We start from the raw sequence: 22,767 nt of genomic DNA, 5'->3' as shown, positions 1-22,767 counted from the left end.
TAACCGAAACACGGCGGGACTAAATATGTTCAGTGACTTGCAAATTATTTACGAACGTGACCCCGCGGCGCGCAACTGGCTGGAAGTATTATTTTGCTATCCCGGACTGCAAGCACTTTTTTTGCACCGGATAGCACACTGGCTTTATTCCGCTGGCCTGCCGTTTGTACCGCGCTTGATTTCCCAACTGAGTCGCTTTTTAACAGGTATTGAGATCCACCCAGGAGCGACAATTGGTAGGGGGGTGTTTATCGACCACGGCATGGGGGTGGTAATTGGCGAAACTGCGATCGTTGGAGATTATGCTGTAATTTATCAAGGAGCGACCATTGGCGGCACGGGTAAAGAAATAGGAAAACGGCATCCGACGCTGGGAGAAAATGTAATCGTGGGAGCCGGTGCTAAAGTTTTAGGCAATATTCAAATTGGCAATAATGTTCGGATTGGTGCGGGTTCGGTAGTGCTGCGGGATGTCCCTAGCGATTGCACAGTTGTGGGAATTCCCGGCCGCATCATCTCTCGGAAAAAGCAGGTGGAAGATGCTCAAAATTCTCAAGGTCTACCGGATTTGGAAGCTCAAGCGATTCGAGCTTTGTTCGATAGAATTAAGGATTTAGAAGAGCAAGTTAATTTCTTAAAATCTCAATTATCTCCGATCAAAACACATCAATCAGAGCAAGCAGAGGTCGAAAAACATGAATTATTTCAGTCTTCGGATTTATTCATTACACAGTTTTTAGACGGTGCAGGAATCTAGTAAAGCTTTAATTTATCTAGAGTTTTGCCAGCCACACTATCCTGCTGCCATTGGACAAGCTAACTTTTATTCTTTCAGTAACTGGCTATGACTATTGCTTCTCTTTCCACTAAAACTTTTGATGAAACGAGCCGCCATATATTTCCTCGCCGCTCGCACTTGCCCAACAGAAGCAATGCTCTGTGGCGGATTGAAACTGGAGTAGTGCGAACTGTAACGTGGCTTGAAGATGGCACAATTATTACCTTGGGATTGTGGGGGCCTGGTGATACGATCGGCAAACCAATCTCAAAATGCGATCCTTTTCAAATTGAATGCCTTACTAAAGTCGAGGCAATTTTACTATCGGGCGATCGCTGGCTAAATAGAGATATTTTGCTCAGTCACATTCAGCAGGCTGAAGACTTTATGGTAATGCGAGGTTACAAAAGAGTTGATTTTATGCTCTATCAACTATTAACTTGGCTGGCTAAGAGGTTTGGTTCTGAGGTAGAGCAAGGACATCTAATCGATATGATTTTAACGCATCAGGACATTGCAGAAATCATCGGTACAAGTCGCGTAACTGTCACTCGCACCCTCGGTCATTTTGAGCAGCAAGGCTTGATCGATCGTCTGCCACTCCACCGGATTATTCTGCAACCTTCTGAGGTGTGGCACTACGAAATCTAAGGGTAGAATCAATGTCTCGCACGCGCGTGCGAAGCTATCCCGGAGGGAATCGCCCCAAAAATTCTGTATCCTTCGCTACTAAAAAAAACTATTGACTTTCTGAGACTGTCTGTGCAACAATCAACAGCTATACCTATAATATACGGTAACTCGATCAAGTTTACGATGATTACTATAGAGAGCGATCGGCTCTCTAGCAGCGAGGAGCTTTTTGTGCTTTTCGACAGAGACAATGCAAGAGGAAAGAAAATGAAAACTAAATGGCTGAAAGCTCGATTCAAAAGAAACAAAATAGGGGCATTAATTGCCGTCCTAGCGGTGCTGGCGATCGCAATTCCTCTGTTCCCATTTTTCCCAACCCAAGCAGCGGAATCAAAAACTAAAATTCAATTCGTTTCCCCCGCGTGGGTTGCCCAAAACGCCAGCGACAAAAACCTGCGAATTCTCGATGTCCGCACCAATCCAATGGACTACTTTATCGGGCATCTTCCCAACGCAGTCAACATCGCCGACAACACCTTGCGCGGGCCGGACAGCGGTTTGCCAGTACAGTATCTAACGCCGGATAAACTGGGGCAATTACTATCGCGGGCAGGAGTAACAGACAACAGCCGCGTCGCAGTTTATTCCGACGGCAGAGACATTCTCGGCGCGACAATGGTTGCTTACGTATTGGAGCGATTGGGACACTCGGACATAGCAGTTATCGACGGAGGTTATGCGGGTTACAAAGCAGCTCAAACTGTGACGAAAGAGTTTCCCAAATACGCGGCAGGTACACTGACTGTGCGAGACAACAAATCAATTCGTGTCACCCTGGATGAAGTCAAAAATTTAATTGGCAAAGCAGGCGTCACATTCATCGATCCCAGACCGGAAAAACTATTTCAAGGGGAAGAAAAAATCTGGACGCGCAACGGACACATTCCCGGCGCTCGCAACATTCCCTGGCCGACTTTTACCGATGCTGAAAACCCGCACAAGTTGAAGTCTCTCGACGAAATCAAGCAGATTTTGGCAGCTAAAAAGATCGATCGCAACAGCGACATCATCGTTACTTGCAGTACGGGGCGGGAAGCAACGCTGCAATATGTAGTTTTGAAACACTTGCTGAACTATCCGAAAGTCAGAATCTACGAAGGTTCTTGGACTGAATACAGTCAGACTAATTTACCTGTAGAAACTGGTCCGGAACAAGCAGTGTAGAAAACAAATCTGTAGTTAACAGCAATTTTGGCTAAAAATTGACCGAAGAGGTAGAATGAAAACAGTAATTATCTCGATATCAATGCTCGGAATAATCAGCTCGATTGGCTTTGGTTTATCAACAATAGCTGAGCACCGACAAGCAGATAATTCCGTTGCTTGCACTCCTAGCGAACAACCCGAGGAAAAATCGGAGACTTCCCCGCGAAAAACTTAGCGCTAAAATGGAGGCTCTGCCTCGCTTTACAGTTGTTTCTGGAGTCAAGTATTTTATTGTGAATAACACCGCAGAAATTGCTTTTTCACCGCTGACAAAAACTTCGCCGCCCCGATCGCAGCGTCCGATTTTAGCTCTGATACTGACGCTATTTGCTGCTGGTGCGGCCGGTTTGAGCGCCTACGGCTGGCGGCAGAGCGTTTTATTTCTGATTGGAGGCTTGCTGGGCGCGAGTTTGTATCATGCAAGTTTTGGCTTTGCTTCTGCTTACCGCAAATTATTTGCCGATCGCGATATTACAGGTGTTTTAGCGCACTTGTTGATGTTAGGAATTGCTACTGTACTTTTTGCTCCCGTACTTGCATCAGGAGAGGCATTCGGACACAAAATAGCCGGGGCTGTTGCGCCTGTGGGCTGGCAAAATGCGATCGGCGCTTTTATATTCGGAATTGGAATGCAATTGGGCAGCGGCTGCGCTTGTGGCACGCTTTGGACAATTGGCGGCGGCAGCGCGTCAATGCTATTAACGCTGCTGACTTTTTGCATCGGTTCTTTTGCAGGAAGTTTGACCAGACATTTGTGGCATTTGCCCTCGCTGCCACCGATATCTTTAGGAAAAACTTTGGGATGGATGCCCGCAGTCATCTTGCAGCTAAGCGTATTTCTGTTAATTGCGATCGCCCTCTGGCAGTGGAATCGCACCAACGGCAAGCAACCCGTAACTGCAGATTCTCTCCTCAAAAATCCCCAATCCCACATCAAAAATCGATGGCTTTACGGCCCTTGGCCTCTGGCTGCCGGAGCTTTTGCCCTTGCCTTTCTCAACTGGGTAAAACTGTTAATTGACGGCCGGCCTTGGGGAGTGACTTGGGGGTTTACTTTGTGGGCGGCAGAACTTGCTACCGCTTTCGGTTGGAATCCCACAACTAACCCGTTTTGGAATACTCCAGACAAATTGGAATCCCTGCAAAAAGGCATCTTTGCTGATGTTACTTCCGTGATGAATTTTGGCATTGTTTTGGGTGCAATTTTAGCAGCGGCCTTGGCTGGCAAGTTCGCCGTCAAAACAAACCTGTCGTTACCCAAAGTTGCAGCCGTTTTGAGCGGCGGTTTCCTGATGGGTTACGGAGCGTTGCTGGCTTTTGGCTGCAATGTCGGCGCTTTTTTTAGCGGTATTGCTTCTACCAGTTTGCACGGTTGGCTGTGGATTGCGACTGCTTTGTTGGGCAGCGTTGCGGGAATTAAATTGCGATCGCTCTTGCGACTTGAGAATTAATTTCCAACATGAATAGGCGATCGCCCTGCGGGTAGGGACAAAGGCTTTGCCTTTGTCCCTACAGAGGTCGCGTTTGGGAGCATCTCATATTTGCAAAAACACTTCTTTCTTCTTCCTTCTGACTCTTTTCTCCTGGCTCCTGACTCCTGACTCCTAATTCCAATTTCGAGCTTTGCTGCTTTCATTGAGATGCTCCGTCGCGTTTTCCCGCCAAGCGCGCCTAAAACAACAAACTACTGTCTACATATAGACATTAAGTATTTAATAGTATAATGTATTAGATTAAGTAGAGAGATGTGGCGATCGCACTCAAAGATCGATCGCCAAACTGCTAACAAAACAGTCTCTCACTCTTGCCACTGTTGCCATTCATAAGAATTGCCACATCAGCGAAATCTTATAGATTATCCGGGCAAATCTCATCAGGCTGCATTTGCCCGATATCAAGCGCATTAAACTTAATTATGCGCTCAATCTATCTGAGAAAAACAAGAGGAACTAAGAAGCATCAATGCGGAATCATCATCTCGCAGATAGTGTCTTGCAGCCATTTAAGAAAAAAACTGGTTTGCCAGGATTTTCTCTTAAATCAGCCGCTCTGTTAAAATCGTCCCTGTTCAAAGGTGACGGTGCAATCTTCGCTCAAATTCAGAATGGTCTGGGCAACAGATAATTTGTATCGAATGTGCGTTTATTAAATTTTATCATCGACTCGTCAATAAGTTCAAAAGCAAGGGCAACAATCGCACTTGCTTTTTTGTTTGTGTTGATTTCTTTCTTCTCACTGCCAACAGATGCGATATCTCGCACCTGTTTACTGCCCCCAAATAGGTGAGTATGAACTCATATGTTGCACCATTCTCAATTAGCCTTTTATGAACAGGCTTTCCGGCCTGTTCCACAACAGATAAATTTTCTTGTGGAACAGGCATCTTGCCTGTTGCTGACAATGGTGCAATATCTCAGTATCAATCAACTTAAGGATGAGACAGCATATATCCGCCTACCTACTTAGTAGTTACTTTAAGGCGGCGGTATTGCCTGTAAAATACTCGCTCCCTGCAACATTTGAGACTCTCCTGCTCTACCCGCTTCGGGGTATTCCCAAGACGGTGCAAAGGGCCGAACCAAGAAGGGGCAAGCTTTCCACCCACCCTGTACCCCCACGCCCAGCATCAGGCAGTTTCCGCCCCTGTGCCCGTGCTGCTCGTAATACCGACAGTGCCGACAGCTTAAACCTAAATTTACGTTGCTCACGGGGTTTCTCCAACCGTTTTTGTAATAAAGATATATTAACACCTGTACACCTACCGGAATTGTGTACTATGATATAATGTACAATTTAAACTCGATCGCCAGTGGGGAATGTGGAACTATCTTCTAGAGTACAATATGCCCTGTTAGCGCTCTTGGAACTGGCGAGCCACCACCCGAAGGATTCGCCCCTAACAGTAAGCGAACTTACTGCTTCTCAAGAGATACCCGAACGCTATCTAGACCAAATTCTTGCCGTGCTGCGGCGTGCAAGTATTGTCCAGAGTTTGCGGGGTGCTAAAGGCGGTTATTTGCTGGCGAAAGAGCCTTGGCAGATTACTTTGCTAGAGGTGTTTTCGACACTCGAAGGATCCGGCAGTGGCCCGACCCAAAAAGTTTCGGAATCTGTAACAATAGAAAAAACTGCGGTGCTAGAAATCTGGCAGGAAGCTCAACAGGCATCTTGGTCTGTTTTGGGGAAATACACATTACAAGATTTGTGCGAACAGCGGGATGTTCGCAAACAAGCACATCCCATGTACTACATTTAAAGGGAGAGAAATTAAGCCATGAGAATTGCTAAGGATGTTACAGGAATAATTGGCAGAACTCCATTAGTTCAGCTCAATAAAATTCCCCAAGCCGAAGGAGTAGTTGCTCAAATCGTGGCAAAATTGGAAGGGATGAATCCGGCTGCTTCGGTGAAAGATCGGATTGCAGCGAGCATGATTCAGGCTGCAGAAGATGCGGGGTTAATTCAACCGGGGAAAACTATTTTAGTTGAACCGACTTCAGGCAATACTGGAATTGCTTTGGCAATGATTGCGGCGGCGAAAGGCTACAGTCTGATTTTAACGATGCCGGATACGATGAGCACGGAACGCCGATCGATGCTGAAAGCTTACGGAGCTCAATTGGAATTAACTCCGGGACATGAAGGGATGTTAAGCGCGATCGCCCGTGCGGAAGAAATTGTAGAAGAAACGCCCGATGCTTTCATGCTGCAACAGTTTCGCAACCCCGCTAACCCAAAAATTCACCGGGAGACAACGGCCGAGGAAATTTGGGAAGATACAGAAGGTAAAGTAGATTTTTTAGTTGCTGGAGTTGGCACCGGCGGTACGATTACTGGAGTTGCTGAAGTAATTAAACCGCGAAAGTCTAGTTTTAGGGTAATTGCAGTTGAACCCGCCAGCAGTCCCGTGCTTTCTGGAGGCAAATCTGGTGCTCACAAAATTCAAGGGATTGGTGCAGGATTCATCCCGGAAGTGTTGAAACCAGAGTTAATTGATGAAACAATTGCAGTTAGCGACGCAGATGCGATCGCCTACAGTCGTCGGCTGGCCAGAGAAGAAGGATTGTTGTCAGGAATTTCTGCAGGCGCCGCTTTGTATGCCGCAATTCAAGTCGGCAAGCGTCCCGAAAATGCTGGAAAATTGATAGTTTTTGTGCAGCCTTCTTATGGCGAACGCTACCTCAGTACAGCCTTGTTCAAAGATTTAGAATTGCCGACCGTCAGCGAACTCGAAGCATTAGTCAGCAAGTATTAAATTGTAGTAGGGCATTGGTGACAACTTAACGTCAAACCGACCGTCTCTCTTGTTATATCGAAGTCTAGATCCCCCCTAACCCCCCTTAATAAGGGGGGGACAAGATTCTTATCAAAGTCCCCCTTCTTAAGGGGGATTTAGGGGGATCTAGACTCGGCTATAAACAAGATATACAAAGGTTTGTAGGGCATTGTTGACAGCAATGGGCCCGGCACTACCCCTACCTTGTAGGGCATTGGTGACAACTTAACGTCAAACCGACCGTCTCTCTTGTTATATCGAAGTCTAGATCCCCCCTAACCCCCCTTAATAAGGGGGGGACAAGATTCTTATCAAAGTCCCCCTTCTTAAGGGGGATTTAGGGGGATCTAGACTCGGCTATAAACAAGATATACAAAGGTTTGTAGGGCATTGTTGACAGCAATGGGCCCGGCACTACCCCTACTTTTCAGACTTGATACAACTTCCAACTAGCCATCGCCAACATTCCGTAAATAACAAACTTTAGCGGGCGTTGAGGCATAATTTGGCATAATTTAGCACCTACTAAAACTCCCGGCACCGAACCCAACCAAATGGGCAAAACTAAACTCCAGTCTACCGTTCCGAGGCTGAGGTGTCCCAGAGATGTAAACATCAACAAAATTGCCGCCTGCGAAATATCTGTACCCACCAATTTAGAAGTATCCAGGCGGAAAAAAGCAATCAACAACAGTGCAAACATCGAACCGGAAGACACGCTAGTGATTCCCACTATGCAGCCTAAAATTGCTGCCGTACTCACAGTACAAATACGGCCATAATTAGTATTTAAGTCCCATTTAGCGGGCGAAGGCAATTTAAAACTAGGGAAAAATGTTTTGACCACTAATTTGGTCAGCGATAAAGCGACAATTAGTGCGATTCCTACTCCGAGACAGCGCAGCAATATGCTGTCTAAGTCATGACTTCCGCTGGATTTGATGCAGTGTAAAATCCACACGCCAGTCAGCGAACCGGGCACGCTGCCCAAAGCCAGCCACTTAACTATTTGCAAGTCGAGGGTTTTTTGCTGCCAGTGTTTGAAGCCGCCAACAACTTTCATCAGTGTGGCAGCTACGACATCCGAACTAATAGCAATTGATGCTGGAATTTGGAAAACAAAAATTAACATTGGGGTGATGAGCGAGGCTCCGCCAACTCCGGTCAAACCAACGATAATGCCCACGAAAAAGCTGAGAAACGATAGTAATAAGTAATTCACTGTTATGCCCAAAAACTGTGTATTTAAGCGCTGCCAACCAACAAATAGATAACTTGGGTGGCTAGAACAACACAGCTACACAGGCTAAATATCGCTTGCATTTCAATATGCGTTGCCAGGAGTTTTGCTTTTAAAGGCTTGAGATTTCTCGCGTCTTAAGCTACAAAAATCTTGGTTAAAGTAAGTAAATGCAAATCAACAAAACTACAAAAAATGTAGTGTAAAAGCTCCCTGATTTTCTTATAGGTACCTGTGTAACTGATGAAAAACCCTGGATTCATTTATGGGGTTTATATTCGGCTTTCTACCTTGAAGTGACGAGCGTCACAGGTAAAGCATAGCTGAGGTTAACCGAGTCCTTGCCGGCAAAGAAATCGGGAGTTTCGAGAACATTAAAATGAATCAATGCCACAATGACAACAGTGAAGGCGGTTGATGATACTAAACCCGTCAATAACTCTTTTTTGAGGTTTTTTTCCTTGGGTTTGTCGGCAAAAACATCTAAAGTTCCTAGCTGCATCAACAGAATTCCCACAATATTGGAAAGCCAGTAGCCGACAATTGTGCAAGGAAACAGTAAATCTGGGGAAAGCCAACTACAGATATACCCAAAGGCGTAGGCAATTGGCAGATTGAAAAATATGTCGTTCCACCAACACAGGGGTGATAGCAAATATCCAATTGCCAGAAGCAACCCGCCTCTGATCTTTTTAAACCAGACTTCGTTAAAGCCCTTCGCTTCTGGCAACTGTTGGGTGAGTTGTCCTGCAAGCTGGTACTCTTCAATGACTTTTTTAGCGTTTTCCACGTTAATAGCTCATTACTCGATCGACTTACCGTAGTTTAACAGCCTGAATCAGTTATGTCTAGTAAGTCAATCTAGTTACCGTATTTTGTGGAATCGGCTAAATATACTTTGTTTGCGGTACTAAAATATCTATCCGAGAGAGGTTGTTGAGAATGCTGGCTGGTGATAATTTAGGCGCCGATCGACAAATTGAAAGTTTCCGGCAAATGCTTGACTGTTTGCCAAAGATATGCGGTGTCGATGCCCCAGTAAAATTGCAGGTAAACGAGCAAAAGCCCGATCGCGACTGTCACGCCCAGCAATTTAGGGACTATTTTCGCGACTGTCTCAAGCACTACGAATGCTGCCCAGATAGCAGCAGCTAAGATAAGAATGGAAGCGATCGTGGCAACTGTATCGCTGTTCATGATTAACTCCTGTTGACAATCAATCGGGTATTACAAAACTACTTGGGCTCAGGGCGGTTGCCAAAATTGAATAAATTACTCCAATCCCCAATAAGCCCACAGCGGAACTGAAAAATAAAACCATGCCGTCTGGGGGATTGTAGGTATCGTGGTCAATTTGGTGGCGAACGGTGAAGTAATGCTTAGTTGAGATTAAGACTGTGACCCAACCTATTAGAGAGAAAATTAAACCCAACTTCCACCCCATCGCCTGACGGTAATGTACGGGCATTTGCACGACGCGAAGTCGGATGATGACGACGCCAAAACCCATGAGTGCGATCGCAGCCCGCATCCATGCTAAGAAGGTGCGCTCATTTGCCGATCGATCGATCGCCCGCGACAGATTTTGCTGTTTTGTTTTCTCATCATCTACTTGCATCGGTGGGAGCTCACATCTTGCACCATTCTCGATAAGCCTTTTTTGGGCGGGCAGGATGCCCAACCCCCTACTCCCCACAAGAAAATGCACTTTTTGTGGAACAGGCATCTTGCCTGTTCTTGACAATGGTGCAACATCTCAGTTGGAACGATAATTGCACGCGATCGAACTCTTTAATATTCATATTAAACCGCCACCATTATTCAGGTGCCATCAAACCAAACGAGCTAGAAGGAACGGTGAACATATAATAAATTACCCCAGCCCCTAGGATGGCGATCGCGAGGCTGAAAAGAATTACCCAGCGATCCGTAGGTTCATAAGTATCGTAATCGATATCGTGACGGACGCCAAAGTAGTGCTTAGTTGAGAATAACACCGTCAGCAAACCCACTGCTGAAAAAAGCAAACCCAACTTCCAGCCATTGCCGGGAGTTGGGAGTAGAGGGGGATGAAAGGTGCGAAGGCGCACGATAACTACGCCAAAACCCATCAGCGATATTGCTGTCCGCATCCATGCTAAATAAGTGCGCTCGTTTGCCAAGTGATCCCGCACCCGCGACGGATTTGGTCGCTTAATCTTTTCTGTAATTACTTTTGTGGATTTCCAATTTAATAGCATAGATAAACCTTTTAATTTTAACGGGAAATGAGAAGGTAAACCGATATATTTTCGCTGGAATGATTATCCGCCGGGTATAAATACCCGGCGGGATTTTGCGTTGCAACTGGCTTTAAACAGCCGATCGCATTACAACTTCACCAAAACTAATCATTTTCCTCAGTTGGTGCGTTGGGAACTTGCGTATCTATGTAAGCCTGAGTCACATCAGGAACAAACCAATTCGCATCCCCAGGCTGGAAAACCTTAGCAGTAGGAACGTTGAATTCTACAGCCCCCGTAGCGGGATTAGCTCTGGCTACAACTTGAGTTCCGTCAACTATCTTAACAGCTAGACCGCCCGTCAATTCTTCTGAAGGTTGATCGGTCGTTCTTAAATCGGTTGCTTTGACATCGCTGGCTAGATAAATTCCATCGCAATCCCATTTATGTTCAGTTGTTTGGCCGTCAGCTAGAAAATAAAGGGCATTCTCGTAAGAAGACTCCGCTGCTTTTTTGCGTTTCGGGCCGTAGACAGCCAGGGTTTTTCCTGTCTCGTTGCGGCACTGACCCCAAGGTTTTCCCGTTTCTAAAGTGTATTTTTGAAACTCCAATTGAGAGATTTTTTGCTGAAGTTGCTCAGGGGTATAATTCTGGGCGGTATCGGGTGCGTCTTTCGCTGCCTTGAGAGTGTTCAGAGATTGAGTCACCTCTATGTAGTCGGGATTGCTCGCATATCTCGGCGTTTTTGGAGCGTCGGCCCAGGATGGGGGAACGAATACTAAATTGGCGGTCATTACCAAGATCACTAAAACAAATTTGAAGATTTTCACAATTTTTCTCCTTTTCTCGATTGTCAGGTTTTTTCCAACTTTCTTTTTGCTTGCTATTTTAGGACTTAGGCAAAAACGATATCTCTTTAACTGGTTTGCCTGAAAAACCAAATTTTGCCGAAGCGAAAAATCTGTTTTTTTAGCATTATACCTATTGTCAAAGTCGCTCGGCGTGGGGTAGTGGCGAAGCGAGCGGGCGAGCGTTTAGGGATTAATCCTCAATTTTTTAGCTCGGTTTGATTCACCACTACAGGATTTCTTGAGACAAGAGGTATATTGTTGCCTAAGTCTGGCAATTGGCTAGCTCAAAAGATGGTTTCAAGTTTCGTGACTACTTGAGGCTAAATTAGTTTGAAGCTGGTTTTAGCTTGGTCACTCACTTCATTATTAACTTAGCATATTTGTTGATAAATTTCAAGCGATTTAGCGCAACTTTTTAGCAAACAATTGTTAAGGGAAAAGTGATGAGTTAGGACTTATGACTTATGGCAAATTATCTACCTATAGAGGGATGAAACTAGCGGAACCTTGGCCGATCATTAGTTAGATTAAAATGGCGGGATCAGCCGATAACTACCACTTTCAATCAGGATGAATATTCCCAAACCAATCAATACAAAAGGGACAGCAGCCTTGGTATAGCGAGTCAAAATATGGGCGATCGCCCTTTGGCGAGTTAACCGGTAAGCGGCATAAGACCAAACACCTACCATCACCGAGAAAACCGCCAAAATCACCAGCAAGCTCGGCAAATCGCTGCTAGCAAACAGCGGCAAGTAAATACCGATGTTGTCACCCCCGTTAGCCACTGTTACCGCAGCCACATTCAAAGTTTGGGGGTTGAAAAGATTTACTAGCTTTGACACAGGTGAATTAGATTTCCGGTTAAATTCGCCCGATACTGCTTGTACGTCATTCTCCTCATTTTCTCTCTTGACTAAGTGACTGATGCCGATCGCGATCGGAACCAAACCCAGCAAGCCAATCCAAGCTTTCGGCACAATTAAACCGCCAAAAAAACCGGGCAAACTAGCAGCGATGAGTGCTGCAAATCCGAGGTACTTACCGACAAAGATATGCCGGGGGCGGAAAGTATCATTTACCTGGGCGAAGAACAGCATCGAAAGCACCATATCGTCGATATTGGTTGCGGCAAAAGATGTAATCCCGGCAATAATCGCTGCTGCAATCCAATTCATGTGCTGTCCCTGCAATTTTTTTAAACTTCAGTTCCGCTGGCGTTACCTCTGCTCATCGTTATCAAACAGAAAGCGCAACCAACTAAAGATATTATACTTAAAGTTGGGCTTGCCAGAGTGCCGCTTTTAACCAGAATCGCCATTCCCAATCCGATTAAAACAAAAGGCACAAGCTGATTGCCGTAGCGAGTCAAAGTATCTGCGATCGCCCGCATCTGAATTAACCGATAAGCAGCGTAGCACCAAACGCCCACCATCCCGAAGAATACAGTGAGAATCACCGCCAAACTTTCTAAAGTATTGCTAGCAAAAAGCGGCACATATATCCCGATATTGTCGCCGCCATTGGCCACCGTCACCGCTGCTACGCTGTAAGTTTGAGGAGACAGAAAACTGCTAAAAAAAGATTTCTCAGATTGCTCTAATTCTGCCTCAACTTCCGAATCGTCAGTTTCGGAATTCAGCAAGCGGCTAAGCCCGATCGCAATTGGCAGCAAACCCAGCATTCCGATCCAATCTGGGGGAAAGATTAAGCGGCCAAAAAACCCCGGAAGGCTAACAAAAACCAGTGCAGTAAAGCCCAGAAACTGACCGAACACGATATGCCTGCGCCGAAATACTGCATTCACCTGCGAAAAAAACAGCAGCAGAATCAGAATATCGTCCAGATTCGTAGCCGTAAAAGCTGTCATTCCCGTCGGAATAGCTGTTAGTAATTCATTCATTTCTGTGTCTCCTCAGATTTTTTATTTGGTTGTACTCGCTGGGATCGTATCTTCGGAACGGGCAAGATGCCCGTTCCACAAAAATTAAATTTTATTGTGGGTTCTTGATTCTAGCCCGCCATTGAAATGCTGATTGACAATGCTGCAATATCTCAGTAAAAACCCTGTTGCTAAAAACTATTAGTCCTGACTGTGAACTGGTAACTGTTAATCAAAAACGATCGCTGTCAAAGGGAACTACTTTCAATCGAACACCACCGTAAATTGCATTTTCTTCCTCGAACTTGGCGTGAATTGCGTCAATACCCTGCTGCATCGATCCCGTCAGTTCAGGAGAACGCAGCCGTTGCCAGAAAAACCATCCGCAAGTAGCCACCAAGTACATCAAGAACAAGTAAGGAAAGGCATTATAAGGAGCTTCTGGAGGTGGGAACATAGTGCTGCCGGGAATGCCCACGCTGCCGGCAATCGGAATCATCATAAATGCGATCGCCACAGCCGAAAACGCTACATCTCGCACGCGCAATTTACCAATTTTGTGCAGGTAAACCGGAGCCGCGATCGAAATTAAGACGTACACGGTTAAAAATCCGTAGCTGCAAATTGCCCCCAAATAACCCATACAATCGAACAGTTTGATGTTAAACATAGACATCACAGCAGGCACCAAAAATGTCATAAATGTACACATCGTTACTGCAACGTGGGGAGTTCTATTAGACGAATGCGCTACACCTAATGAAGAGTGAAACAAACCGTGCCGCGCCATCATAAAAAACACTCTCGCGGCTGGATTGATGCTGCCGAGCACGCAAGCAAAAAAGCTAAATAAAGCGCCGAAAGCCACTAACTCTCCCAGCCAACCCATGCCCACTTGTTGCGCCAGAAAAGTCAGAGGTTCTTCACTATTAGTAATAGAAACTCCTGTACCGCTAAAACCCAAAACCTCAATATAGGTCATCAAAATGAAGAATAAGCCTGCCATGACAGCACTGCCCATGACAGCCCTGGGGATATTTTTTAAGGGTTTTTTCGCTTCGTCGCCCAGAGATGTAGCGCTTTCAAAACCAGAGAAACCAAACATTACTAATACAAGTCCCGTCGCTATATTGCCGGGAGTTACGCCTTCCAAAGTTAATTGGGACATATCCAGGGCAAAACCTTTGTGCGCCCAGATGATCATTCCCAAGATAAAAATCGCTGCCACTGATGCCCCCTCCAGCCACAGCATCGCCATAGCAGAGAGTTGGATATCTTTATAACCTGCATACCAAGCAACGCCGGCCCCGATCGCTAACAGCGTAATCGGTGAGGGATGGATGCCTAAATGACCGATGAAAGTACCCGTAAAGTTGGCAAAACCACACAAAACGGCCATCGCAGTAAATAGATAAGCGAGTACCAAACTCCAGCCGCAAATTACGCCGGCAGTCGGGCCTAGTCCTTTAACAATATAAGAATAAAGAGAACCGGCAGAAGCCGATCGACTTGCAAATTGGTTGATATTGATGCTGACAAATACTAGGCCTATCAAGCCGATGAGAAAGCTCAGCCAAGCCCCGTTACCCGAAAGAGCGACGATTAACCCTAGATTAGATGCTGGTATCGTTGTAGGTGCAATGACGGCAAAGGATTGAGCTAAAACCTCTCCAAACGAGAGGCAGTCCGGCTTTAAGCCGTGGGGACTGTGATTTTTTGGCGTTTTCTTAGTCATTTATCTTCTCTCTTGTTGCCGATCGACTTTTGGCGATCGGCTTAAACTTGTCGGTGCTGCTTCAGCATCGGGCCCTGCGTTAGAAGCTTAAGTATCACCTTAAGGCTCTTGACAGGTAGAATCAAATGGTATTTTTTATCGAATTAATAAATACAAGTGATGCAATGCTGCAGCCAAAGAACTGTTGGAAGACGACACCTATCTGTCGCCACCAGCCCAAACCCTTGATATTAAAAGGAAAATTTAAATAGCGGCTGGCAACCGTCCTTTTTTGGTAATTCCAACCTGTACCAGAGACTCGATCGAAAAGTTCACGTCAAAGCTTAGCCGCAAGAGATTTTAATCTCAAAAAATAACTGTATTTAGTAAAGGAACCCTCAGCATGGCCGGAATGACGCTTGACCAACTGCGAGTTTTTCTAGCTGTCGCGGAACATCTGCACTTCAGCCGCGCAGCGGAGGAACTTTACATCACCCAACCCGCTGTCAGTGCGACAATCCAAAGCTTAGAGGCGCAATACGGAGTAAAACTATTCCACCGCATCGGCCGCCGCATCGAAATCACAGATGCTGGGAAGTTGCTGCAAGTTGAAACGCAGAAAATTCTAGACCAAGTTGCTTTGACAGAGAGAGGTTTGCGGGAGTTGAACGACTTGCAGCGAGGCGAATTAAACTTGGGTTGCAGTCTGACCATTGGCAATTATTGGTTGCCTGATAAACTTAGCAAGTTCAAACAAAAATATCCTGGTATTTGCGTGAATTGTACTCTGGCAAATGCCGAAGAAATTTGTGCAGGGACGGCGACGGGAACATTTGATTTGGGTTTAGTGACGGGAGACCTCAAAGCTTCGCTTAAGAGCACTCTGGAGGAAGAAGTTATAGGCAGCGAACGCTTGCTGATTGTAGTTGGCAAATCTCACCCTTGGTTTGAACGTGCAGAGGTGAGTTTAGCGGAAATTGCGAAAACGGATTGGGTGATGCGAGAAGCTGGTTCGGGAGTTCAGCAAATGTTGGAACAAGCTTTGCAAAGTTGGGGCATTAATCCCCATGAATTGAATGTAACTTTAGTTTTGAACAGCAGTGAAATGGTAAAAGCAGTGGTGGAAAGTGGCACAGGTGCAGCGGCTATTCCTGAATTGATGGTAAAAAAAGAATTGCAGCTATCTACACTGCGATCGATAAAAATTTCAGCTAGCGAACCGAGTTCAAATGTATCTTTTGAAATAATTAAACCTGTTTTGAAACTGAAACACCGACAGCGTTTTCAAACGGGAATTGCTAAAGCCTTTGAACAGATATTAACTTAAGGTGCGGGTAATATCATGTCTGATCGATCGCCAATAATACATAAGCCGGGGCGGGTTTGTGAGATTGTCCGTTAGGGGCAAATATTATTGGTGAACCCGCCCCTACAGGAATCAGGATAATCGACCGGACATGATATAATTGGTAATTCAGGACTTATACCAATTTAATGTGAAGTTGCACATATCTCGATCCCCCTCGCATACCCCCTACTCCCCCTGGTTGTTGGGGAGTAGGGGTTGACTTTGAGAAGAATCTTGTCCCCCCCTTAGTAGGGGCGGTGCGACCCCTACTCCCCGTGCCCGCCCTCTTGGCTAGGGGGGATCGGATTCTATGCAACCTCATAAAAAATTGGTATTACGCACCAATACTCAAGAAACCGGGTTTTTTACCGACATAAAAAGCTAAATTCCCTGTATTTTTGTACGGGACTTGTGCACCGATAGTCAGAAACCGGGTTTTTTTCCGAAAATCCTTCGTTGTAGGTCACAGATTAGGTAAAAAACCCGGTTTCTTTGGGCTGATGCGTCCAGGGCTGTTATCTCTCAACCAATTTCCTCAAGTCCAATAAATTTTTCCCCCCATCACCAACAATCAGCGGCAATTTCCCATCCCATTTTTCTATAGCCTGCCTTTCCAAAAGTTCGGGAGTCAAATTGTCCCGCAGCAACCTTTGCACTTCGGCTTCTCCCTTGGCTAAATTCACCTTAGCCTCGGCCTGTTTTACTGCCTTCAGCGCTAAAAACTCCCCTCTTTTTGCCTCCTGTTCGGCAATTTGTTTCGCCTCCACCGCCTCGCTAAACCGCTCAGAAAAGTGAACGTGTACTAAAGAAATATCGTCTACTGCAATGTGATATGTAACCAGCCTCAAGGTCAAAGAATCATCAACTGCGGCTTTAACTTCTCCCCGTTTAGTAATTATTTCTTCAGCCGTGTATTTGGCCATAACTGCTTTTAATACTTCTTCAACTGCCGGATCGATAATGCGAGCCACGACTTCTTTTTCGTCACCTATTTGTTGAAAAATAGCATTTGCTTCTTCTGGGATAATGTGCCAATTGAGCGCTACATCCGTGAAAACATCTTGCAAATCTTTTGAGGAAGCTTCAGCGGAACTTTCCTGTTTTTGTACCCTGACGCTCAACTTTTTTACAGTATAAACTGTGGGAACTATTACGTGAATTCCTTCTCCTAGTACCTGTTCTTGCACTTTGCCAAACTGCATCAGCACGCCCCGTTCTCCAGCGTTGACTATGATAAAAAATTTGGACAAAATAGCTAGAAATACTATTACTATAGCTAGTTGAACAGCTAGGTAAAACTCTTTATTTTTTTTATTGCTGGATTTGAGTGAGTCAACGTTACTGCTGGATTCTAAAACCATATTCCACCCCGATCGCACTTAATTCAATGACCAATATTGATTTAACCAATCTTCTATTTTCCTGCCATCAACAACTGTTCAAAATCCGCTGCCGCCAAAGGAGGACTGAACAAATATCCTTGCATTATATCGCACTTATAGCGCCAGAGAAAATCTTTTTCGGCTTCTGTTTCAACTCCTTCGGCAATTACCTCAAGACAGAGACTGTGCGCCATTTCAATAATAGCTTTGACAATCGCTGCATTTGTGCAACCATCGGTGATATTGCTGATAAAACAGCGGTCTATTTTTAAAGTATCGAAGGGGTATTGCGTCAGATAGCTTAAAGAAGAATACCCAGTTCCGAAATCGTCAAGAGATATACAAACTCCCAAATTTTTCAAATGTTGCAAAGTCGCGATCGCACTTTCCGCATCTTCTACCATCAAACTTTCTGTCAGCTCTAATTCTAAACTGCTCGCTTGCAAACCAGTCTCTGCTAAAATGTGGGCAACTCTGCTGCTGAGATCCGGTTGGTGAAATTGGCGTGGCGACAGATTTACCGCTATTCGGAGCGGGAAACCAGCATTTTGCCAAACTTGCATTTGCCTGCAAGCTGTCTGCAAAACCCACTCGCCTAACTGTACAATGAAGCCAGTTGCTTCGGCCTGGGGAATAAATTCTGCGGGCGAAATCAGCCCTTTTTCTGGATGCAGCCAGCGCACTAAAGCTTCTGCGCTGATAATTTTACCAGTGTGGACATTGACCTGCGGCTGATAATAAACTTGGAATTCTTCTCGTTCCAGTGCGTCGCACAAACTTGTTTTTATCCGATCTAATTTGTCGGCATCTTGGATCAATTCGCTGCTTTGCGATCGCAAAGTATTGTACTGTTCGGCGACAGCTTCTTGTTTTTTCAAGCGGCTCGATATCGCTCCCACAAGTTCAGCTTTAGTAAAAGGTTTAGTCAGGTAATCATCTGCTCCCAATTCCATACCTTGCCGCATTTCACAGCGATCGGCTTTACCGGTCAGAAAAACAAAAGGTACTGTAGCAGTAACAGGATTAGATCGCAAGGCCACCAGCACCCCATACCCGTCAAGTTCTGGCATCATCACGTCGCAAATAATCACGTCGGGAACATTTGACACCGCCGCATATAAACCTTGCGATCCATTTTCTGCACCCGTCACGTCGAAACCTTCAGCTTTGAGGAGTTTGAGAATATTCTCGCGAATTACTTGCTCGTCCTCAATCACTAGAATCTTTTTCATACGTCATTCCCTGAAAGCGGTATAATTGATAGGCGTTACTGAACGCGATAAGCGTCCCAATAACTGAGAACGCACAGCTCGATCGACCAAACAGCGGAATATTTTCCGACACAAATAGCAAACACCTGAAAAACGCTAATTTTTCAAGCACAACTAGATTAATGTTTCTGTGCTTACTCAGTGCCGTCCGTATTATTACGAGGTTAATTGATAATCTCTCAACTAATTCTAGGCGATCGACAGTTAGCAGCGCCTTAAATAACTGCTAAACTAATTGTGCCGCCTGAACGATTGTCTGCAAACAATCTCAGCCTATTTATAGCAGTTGCCAAAAATCATGCAACTGCAAGCAAGTTCCAAACCCTTGCATAGTCAGTCTTTCCCCCTTCTTGAATGTAAAATCTCAACTTTTAAATCTCAAATGGTATTACCTACTGGATTCCCTGAACCCGCACAGATTGGGGTGATAGAAGTTAAGCAATATCCTCAGTACCGCGCTGTCACCTACACCCACGCGGGCGATTTGCGACAAGCAACTGGCATCGCCTTCAATCCCTTATTTCAACACATCAGCAACAACCAAATTGCGATGACAACGCCAGTAGAAGCGCGCTACACCGAAACTTCCGGGCAAATCGATGCGGTTCCCCAAGCTGAAGTTTCGTTCCTCTATCCCACACCAAATATCGCCCCCAGCAGCGTTAACTCCGCTGTAGAAATCACGGATACTTCGCCGATGACGGTTGTCAGCATCGGCGTGCGCGGGGCCTACACTTGGGAAAGCTACGAAAATAATCTCCAGAAACTCAAAGATTGGCTTCAAGAACATCCTGAATATGAAATAGTCGGGCCGCCGCGTCGCTTTTTTTACAATTCCCCGATGACGCCGGAAGCAACTAAAATCAGCGAGGTACAAATTCCGATCAAGTGCCGCTGACGTGAACAACTAATTCGCGAATGTGACCCCGCTGGCGGTGTTCCCACAGGTAAATTCCCTGCCAAGTTCCTAACAGCAACCTGCCGCGATCGATCGGGATTTGTTCAGAAGTATGAGTCAGCGCAGTGCGAATGTGCGCCGGCATATCGTCTGGGCCTTCGGCATCGTGAATGTAGCGATCGTCCTCCGGTACCAGTTTAGCCAAAAAGTTAGCCAAATCCTTAAGTACATCCGGGTCAGCATTTTCTTGAATCACCAAACTAGCAGAAGTGTGACGCAAAAACAAGCTACAAAGTCCTGTTTTAATACCTGAATTCGCCACCGCATCTTCTATCTTAGGAGTGATTTTGGACAGAGATTTCCCGGTAGTTTGAATCTTGAGTATCTGTTGATAGTGATTCATTCGATTCTAGATTGTAGATTGTAGATTTTAGATTTTGGATGAGACTGATGCAAAAGTCTTCGGTTCGGGGAGGTAGACTTTGTTTGTGTAAGATCGATTTCTAATCGGACTTATGAAAAATAGTCTACAACAGCTTGGGCGATATCCTCCGTACCATTTTTATCCAATTTATCCGACAAACAGGGCGGATGCAGCGGTTGTCGCAAAAACTCCCAATCCCCCTCAAAAAACTCCGTCGCCGTCAAAATTTGATGTTCCGCATAATTTTGAATCCCTTCCAGCAACACCGCAGCTTCTGCAAAACCTTCTCTCCTTATAGAAACAACAGGTATTTCCAAACGCAAAGCTTCCGCAAAAGTGCTGTATCCCGGTTTAGAAACTAAGCGCCCGCAGACAGGCATAATATCAACCGGACGCGGTAAAATCGGGAAAGATTTTGCAAACTCCTGATTTTTGACTTTAATCAAATTGGGCAAATCGGGTGCTCCCGCATCAAAACTAATAAATTGCCAGTCGCTAAATTGCTGTAAATTTTGATAAGGAATTTCCTCTAAACCCAATCCGCCGAAAGTCAACAATACAGTTTTTTCCAGCGGTGTTTCGATGCCGAATACTTCCCGAACTTTATCGTTACTGTAGCGAGGATTGCCGCCAGTCAAGCCCACATCTTGAATATTTGGGAAAGCTGGCATCGGTTCGTGCAAAGGAAGACGAAAAAGTCGATCGCACATTCCGAAACATTCACCAATCCAATCTGCCATTTCTACAAATTCCCCGCCCCAATCGCGATAGATAAAATCCCACCCAAAATTGCTCATCATCCAGCAGGGAACCCCAGCCGCTGCCGCCATTCGCGTTGCCAAAGGAGGAATATCTGCCAGCACCAAACCTACCCGATTTTGCTTGATAAAAGTAACTTCGCTGGCAATTAGGGAATTTTGCTTTTTCCGAATTTCCCGCAATTTTTCCAGCGTCGCATCTTTATCCATATTCAAACTGTCAGCTTGTACCACACCCACATCAAAAGCGCGGGGACGGTGGATAAAGTCGCCCGTAATATAAGATTCTAGCAGCCAGCGAGGTGCTGTTGTTGTGATAATTAGTAAGATATCTGGATTTAATTCTTGAATTTTTGCAGCTACGAAGGAGACTCGGACAGCGTGCCCGAATCCGTGATTTGTGATGGCAATATATAATGTTGGTCGAGACATTAATAATAGGGGGGAATTGGGAATTGGGAATTGGGAATTGGGCATCGGGGATCGGCCAAACAGGGAATTGGAATTGGAGGTAGAGACTGGAATGAAACAAGGCCAAGTTTCAAGCGGGAGCATCTCAATGAAAGCAGCAAAGCTCGAAATTGGAATTAGGAGTCAGGAGTCAGGAGCCAGGAGAAAAGAGTCAGAAGGAAGAAGAAAGAAGTGTTTTTGCAAATATGAGATGCTCCCGTTTCAAGGGACGCAGAACGAACAATGACAAAATTAATAACTAATGACTATCCAATATACAAGAACTCATCAATCGCGCGCACCCTCAGACCAAACAGGTAATTGATTAATCTTGTCCAGCGTTATATCTACATACTTTTTACCGTCTGCCGCCAGATTTTCCCCAAAATATCCCTCATCGCCGTCGTGCTTGTGAGGGCCGCTCAAAGCTGCTGCATAGCGGCCTTGCAAACGAGCTTGGTTGAAAGGAGAAGTCGCGTACCAGTACCAGCGACTCGGAAAAACTATGCCGCCAATATCCTCAATTGAATCGCGGGTGCCGCGAAAGTGGAAAATGCGATCGGCCTCTGCAAAACCATTTTCTCCCGAAAAGACGCCCCCAACCGAAACAACCGTAATTTCTGCCTTCAGCCATTCTTTAAGATAGCGAGTAGCACCCAAAGCAACTTGTGCGCCGCCGCTAGTGCCAATTAAAATAACTTTCAAAGGCTTTTGAGGATTAACTGAAATGGGAGATTGAGCATTCATGCGCTCTATAATTGCCTTAGCCATTCCCTGATTGTATGCAAATCCGTAGCGATAATCTAGAGAAATTGCAAACCTCCAGAGATTGCGAATTTTGATGAATATATCCCCCGCAATCGGCCCGCTTTTTGCCTGTTCTGCAAACCGCCAAAAAGGAGCTAGCCACCGCTCTCCTCCTAAACTTTTGTTAGACGCTGAATAAGGAAAAACATCGCCCACTGCTACGCACTGCGGGTGACTTTTAACTAAACGCTTGAGAAAAAACTCTTCACCAGGGGTTAATTCATCCCCCGAAAAATCGCCAACTCCCGGTAAAAAGATGATATAACAATTGATCTGCGAAGACTTGCGGGCTTCTAAATTGCCCTTGTTTGAGGGCAATATCTCCGGCGGATTTTTCTTGATACCAAACGTTTCGGCACTTTGATTCAGCCACCATATAACAGTTCCCACCGGCGAAAGAATGCCCCAAACTAACAGGATTACACCTGCGATGAGCAACAAATTTAAACTTCCCCCGCGCAGCCATGCAAGTATCCGTAAAATCAATCTTAGCATTTAATAAAATCTGGTAGAATGCCAATTAATTACCTAATTATCTAGAAATAGTTCGGTGATTCTGCTGTATTA

At 45.4% G+C, this 22,767-nt stretch carries 25 protein-coding genes; 9 read left to right on the top strand and 16 right to left on the bottom strand.

Translation table 11 applies throughout. From position 1 onward, the window contains the following. Window positions 1-25: 25 nt before the first annotated feature. The 4 genes from cysE (at window position 26) to QUB12_RS18615 (ending at window position 4,128) form a co-directional block, all read left to right on the top strand. The gene (gene cysE, locus QUB12_RS18630) at window positions 26-757 is read left to right on the top strand and encodes a serine O-acetyltransferase (RefSeq protein WP_445252004.1); all 732 of its coding nucleotides are present in this window, start codon (window positions 26-28) and stop codon (window positions 755-757) included. A gap of 87 nt (window positions 758-844) precedes the next feature. Next, a complete protein-coding gene (locus QUB12_RS18625) occupies window positions 845-1,429 on the top strand; it encodes a Crp/Fnr family transcriptional regulator (RefSeq protein WP_333143093.1) in 585 nt (194 codons plus the stop codon). A gap of 165 nt (window positions 1,430-1,594) precedes the next feature. Next, window positions 1,595-2,635 carry a sulfurtransferase gene (locus QUB12_RS18620; protein WP_333300193.1) on the top strand — a complete coding sequence of 347 codons (1,041 nt, stop codon included), beginning with the start codon at window positions 1,595-1,597 and terminating at the stop codon, window positions 2,633-2,635. Window positions 2,636-2,859: 224 nt separating this feature from the next. After that, window positions 2,860-4,128: a YeeE/YedE family protein gene (locus QUB12_RS18615; protein ID WP_333143091.1), complete on the top strand. Its 1,269-nt coding sequence runs from the start codon at window positions 2,860-2,862 to the stop codon at window positions 4,126-4,128. Here QUB12_RS18615 and QUB12_RS18610 read toward each other — a convergent pair. Both QUB12_RS18610 and QUB12_RS18605 read right to left on the bottom strand, forming a co-directional pair. Next, window positions 4,125-4,313 (bottom strand): hypothetical protein, encoded by a 189-nt coding sequence (locus QUB12_RS18610; protein ID WP_333143090.1) that lies wholly within the window; start codon window positions 4,311-4,313, stop codon window positions 4,125-4,127. The genes QUB12_RS18615 and QUB12_RS18610 overlap by 4 nt on opposite strands. Before the next feature lie 838 nt (window positions 4,314-5,151). Further along, a complete protein-coding gene (locus QUB12_RS18605; protein ID WP_333307953.1) occupies window positions 5,152-5,385 on the bottom strand; it encodes a hypothetical protein in 234 nt (77 codons plus the stop codon). Window positions 5,386-5,495: 110 nt separating this feature from the next. Here QUB12_RS18605 and QUB12_RS18600 point away from each other — a divergent pair, with 110 nt between their 5' ends. Both QUB12_RS18600 and cysK read left to right on the top strand, forming a co-directional pair. After that, window positions 5,496-5,933 (top strand): Rrf2 family transcriptional regulator, encoded by a 438-nt coding sequence (locus QUB12_RS18600; protein ID WP_333307951.1) that lies wholly within the window; start codon window positions 5,496-5,498, stop codon window positions 5,931-5,933. A gap of 18 nt (window positions 5,934-5,951) precedes the next feature. Beyond that, window positions 5,952-6,932 (top strand): cysteine synthase A, encoded by a 981-nt coding sequence (gene cysK / locus QUB12_RS18595; protein WP_333307949.1) that lies wholly within the window; start codon window positions 5,952-5,954, stop codon window positions 6,930-6,932. A gap of 448 nt (window positions 6,933-7,380) precedes the next feature. Here cysK and QUB12_RS18590 read toward each other — a convergent pair whose 3' ends face one another. The 9 genes from QUB12_RS18590 to QUB12_RS18550 form a co-directional block, all read right to left on the bottom strand. Then, window positions 7,381-8,175, bottom strand: a complete 795-nt coding sequence (locus tag QUB12_RS18590) for a sulfite exporter TauE/SafE family protein (RefSeq protein ID WP_333307947.1) — start codon at window positions 8,173-8,175, stop codon at window positions 7,381-7,383. A gap of 304 nt (window positions 8,176-8,479) precedes the next feature. Next, a complete protein-coding gene (locus QUB12_RS18585) occupies window positions 8,480-8,983 on the bottom strand; it encodes a hypothetical protein (protein WP_333307946.1) in 504 nt (167 codons plus the stop codon). 170 nt (window positions 8,984-9,153) lie between these two features. Then, the gene (locus QUB12_RS18580; protein ID WP_333146427.1) at window positions 9,154-9,390 is read right to left on the bottom strand and encodes a hypothetical protein; all 237 of its coding nucleotides are present in this window, start codon (window positions 9,388-9,390) and stop codon (window positions 9,154-9,156) included. A gap of 19 nt (window positions 9,391-9,409) precedes the next feature. Continuing rightward, window positions 9,410-9,811, bottom strand: a complete 402-nt coding sequence (locus QUB12_RS18575) for a DUF202 domain-containing protein (protein WP_333307944.1) — start codon at window positions 9,809-9,811, stop codon at window positions 9,410-9,412. A gap of 199 nt (window positions 9,812-10,010) precedes the next feature. Next, window positions 10,011-10,433, bottom strand: coding sequence for a DUF202 domain-containing protein (locus QUB12_RS18570; RefSeq protein WP_333146423.1), 423 nt, complete (start codon window positions 10,431-10,433; stop codon window positions 10,011-10,013). 146 nt (window positions 10,434-10,579) lie between these two features. Further along, window positions 10,580-11,245, bottom strand: coding sequence for a hypothetical protein (locus QUB12_RS18565; RefSeq protein ID WP_333307942.1), 666 nt, complete (start codon window positions 11,243-11,245; stop codon window positions 10,580-10,582). A gap of 548 nt (window positions 11,246-11,793) precedes the next feature. After that, window positions 11,794-12,444, bottom strand: coding sequence for a cadmium resistance transporter (locus QUB12_RS18560; RefSeq protein ID WP_333307941.1), 651 nt, complete (start codon window positions 12,442-12,444; stop codon window positions 11,794-11,796). Between the two features lie 20 nt (window positions 12,445-12,464). Beyond that, the gene (locus tag QUB12_RS18555; RefSeq protein WP_333307940.1) at window positions 12,465-13,169 is read right to left on the bottom strand and encodes a cadmium resistance transporter; all 705 of its coding nucleotides are present in this window, start codon (window positions 13,167-13,169) and stop codon (window positions 12,465-12,467) included. 211 nt (window positions 13,170-13,380) lie between these two features. After that, the gene (locus QUB12_RS18550; RefSeq protein ID WP_333307937.1) at window positions 13,381-14,883 is read right to left on the bottom strand and encodes an APC family permease; all 1,503 of its coding nucleotides are present in this window, start codon (window positions 14,881-14,883) and stop codon (window positions 13,381-13,383) included. Window positions 14,884-15,274: 391 nt separating this feature from the next. Here QUB12_RS18550 and QUB12_RS18545 point away from each other — a divergent pair, with 391 nt between their 5' ends. After that, entirely contained in the window at window positions 15,275-16,189 is a 915-nt protein-coding gene (locus QUB12_RS18545; RefSeq protein WP_333300190.1) for a LysR family transcriptional regulator, read from the top strand. 536 nt (window positions 16,190-16,725) lie between these two features. On the opposite strand, the gene QUB12_RS18540 is transcribed toward QUB12_RS18545, so the two are convergent. Next, on the bottom strand, window positions 16,726-17,571 hold the full coding sequence (locus tag QUB12_RS18540; protein WP_333146409.1) for a prohibitin family protein: 846 nt from the start codon (window positions 17,569-17,571) through the stop codon (window positions 16,726-16,728). Between the two features lie 53 nt (window positions 17,572-17,624). Further along, the gene (locus QUB12_RS18535) at window positions 17,625-18,824 is read right to left on the bottom strand and encodes an EAL domain-containing response regulator (protein WP_333146407.1); all 1,200 of its coding nucleotides are present in this window, start codon (window positions 18,822-18,824) and stop codon (window positions 17,625-17,627) included. A 421-nt stretch (window positions 18,825-19,245) separates the two neighbouring features. Here QUB12_RS18535 and QUB12_RS18530 point away from each other — a divergent pair, with 421 nt between their 5' ends. Continuing rightward, on the top strand, window positions 19,246-19,761 hold the full coding sequence (locus QUB12_RS18530; RefSeq protein WP_333146405.1) for a heme-binding protein: 516 nt from the start codon (window positions 19,246-19,248) through the stop codon (window positions 19,759-19,761). On the opposite strand, the gene QUB12_RS18525 is transcribed toward QUB12_RS18530, so the two are convergent. Together QUB12_RS18525 and QUB12_RS18520 are read right to left on the bottom strand one after the other, a co-directional pair. Beyond that, window positions 19,748-20,164 carry a secondary thiamine-phosphate synthase enzyme YjbQ gene (locus tag QUB12_RS18525; RefSeq protein WP_006631723.1) on the bottom strand — a complete coding sequence of 139 codons (417 nt, stop codon included), beginning with the start codon at window positions 20,162-20,164 and terminating at the stop codon, window positions 19,748-19,750. The genes QUB12_RS18530 and QUB12_RS18525 overlap by 14 nt on opposite strands. 110 nt (window positions 20,165-20,274) lie before the next feature. Beyond that, window positions 20,275-21,375, bottom strand: a complete 1,101-nt coding sequence (locus tag QUB12_RS18520; RefSeq protein ID WP_333307957.1) for a glycosyl transferase — start codon at window positions 21,373-21,375, stop codon at window positions 20,275-20,277. Window positions 21,376-21,502: 127 nt separating this feature from the next. Here QUB12_RS18520 and QUB12_RS18515 point away from each other — a divergent pair, with 127 nt between their 5' ends. Further along, a complete protein-coding gene (locus QUB12_RS18515) occupies window positions 21,503-21,640 on the top strand; it encodes a hypothetical protein (protein ID WP_333146401.1) in 138 nt (45 codons plus the stop codon). A gap of 41 nt (window positions 21,641-21,681) precedes the next feature. Here the strand turns inward: QUB12_RS18515 and QUB12_RS18510 are convergent, their stop codons facing one another. Next, complete coding sequence (locus QUB12_RS18510) at window positions 21,682-22,695, bottom strand: hypothetical protein (RefSeq protein WP_333146399.1); 1,014 nt, start codon at window positions 22,693-22,695, stop codon at window positions 21,682-21,684. Between the last annotated feature and the right edge of the window lie 72 nt (window positions 22,696-22,767).

The organism is Microcoleus sp. B7-D4 (assembly GCF_036705125.1).
Lineage (GTDB): Bacteria > Cyanobacteriota > Cyanobacteriia > Cyanobacteriales > Microcoleaceae > Microcoleus.
The sequence above is the reverse complement of the archived record's forward strand: the minus strand, read 5'-3'. Positions and strand labels throughout refer to the sequence as shown.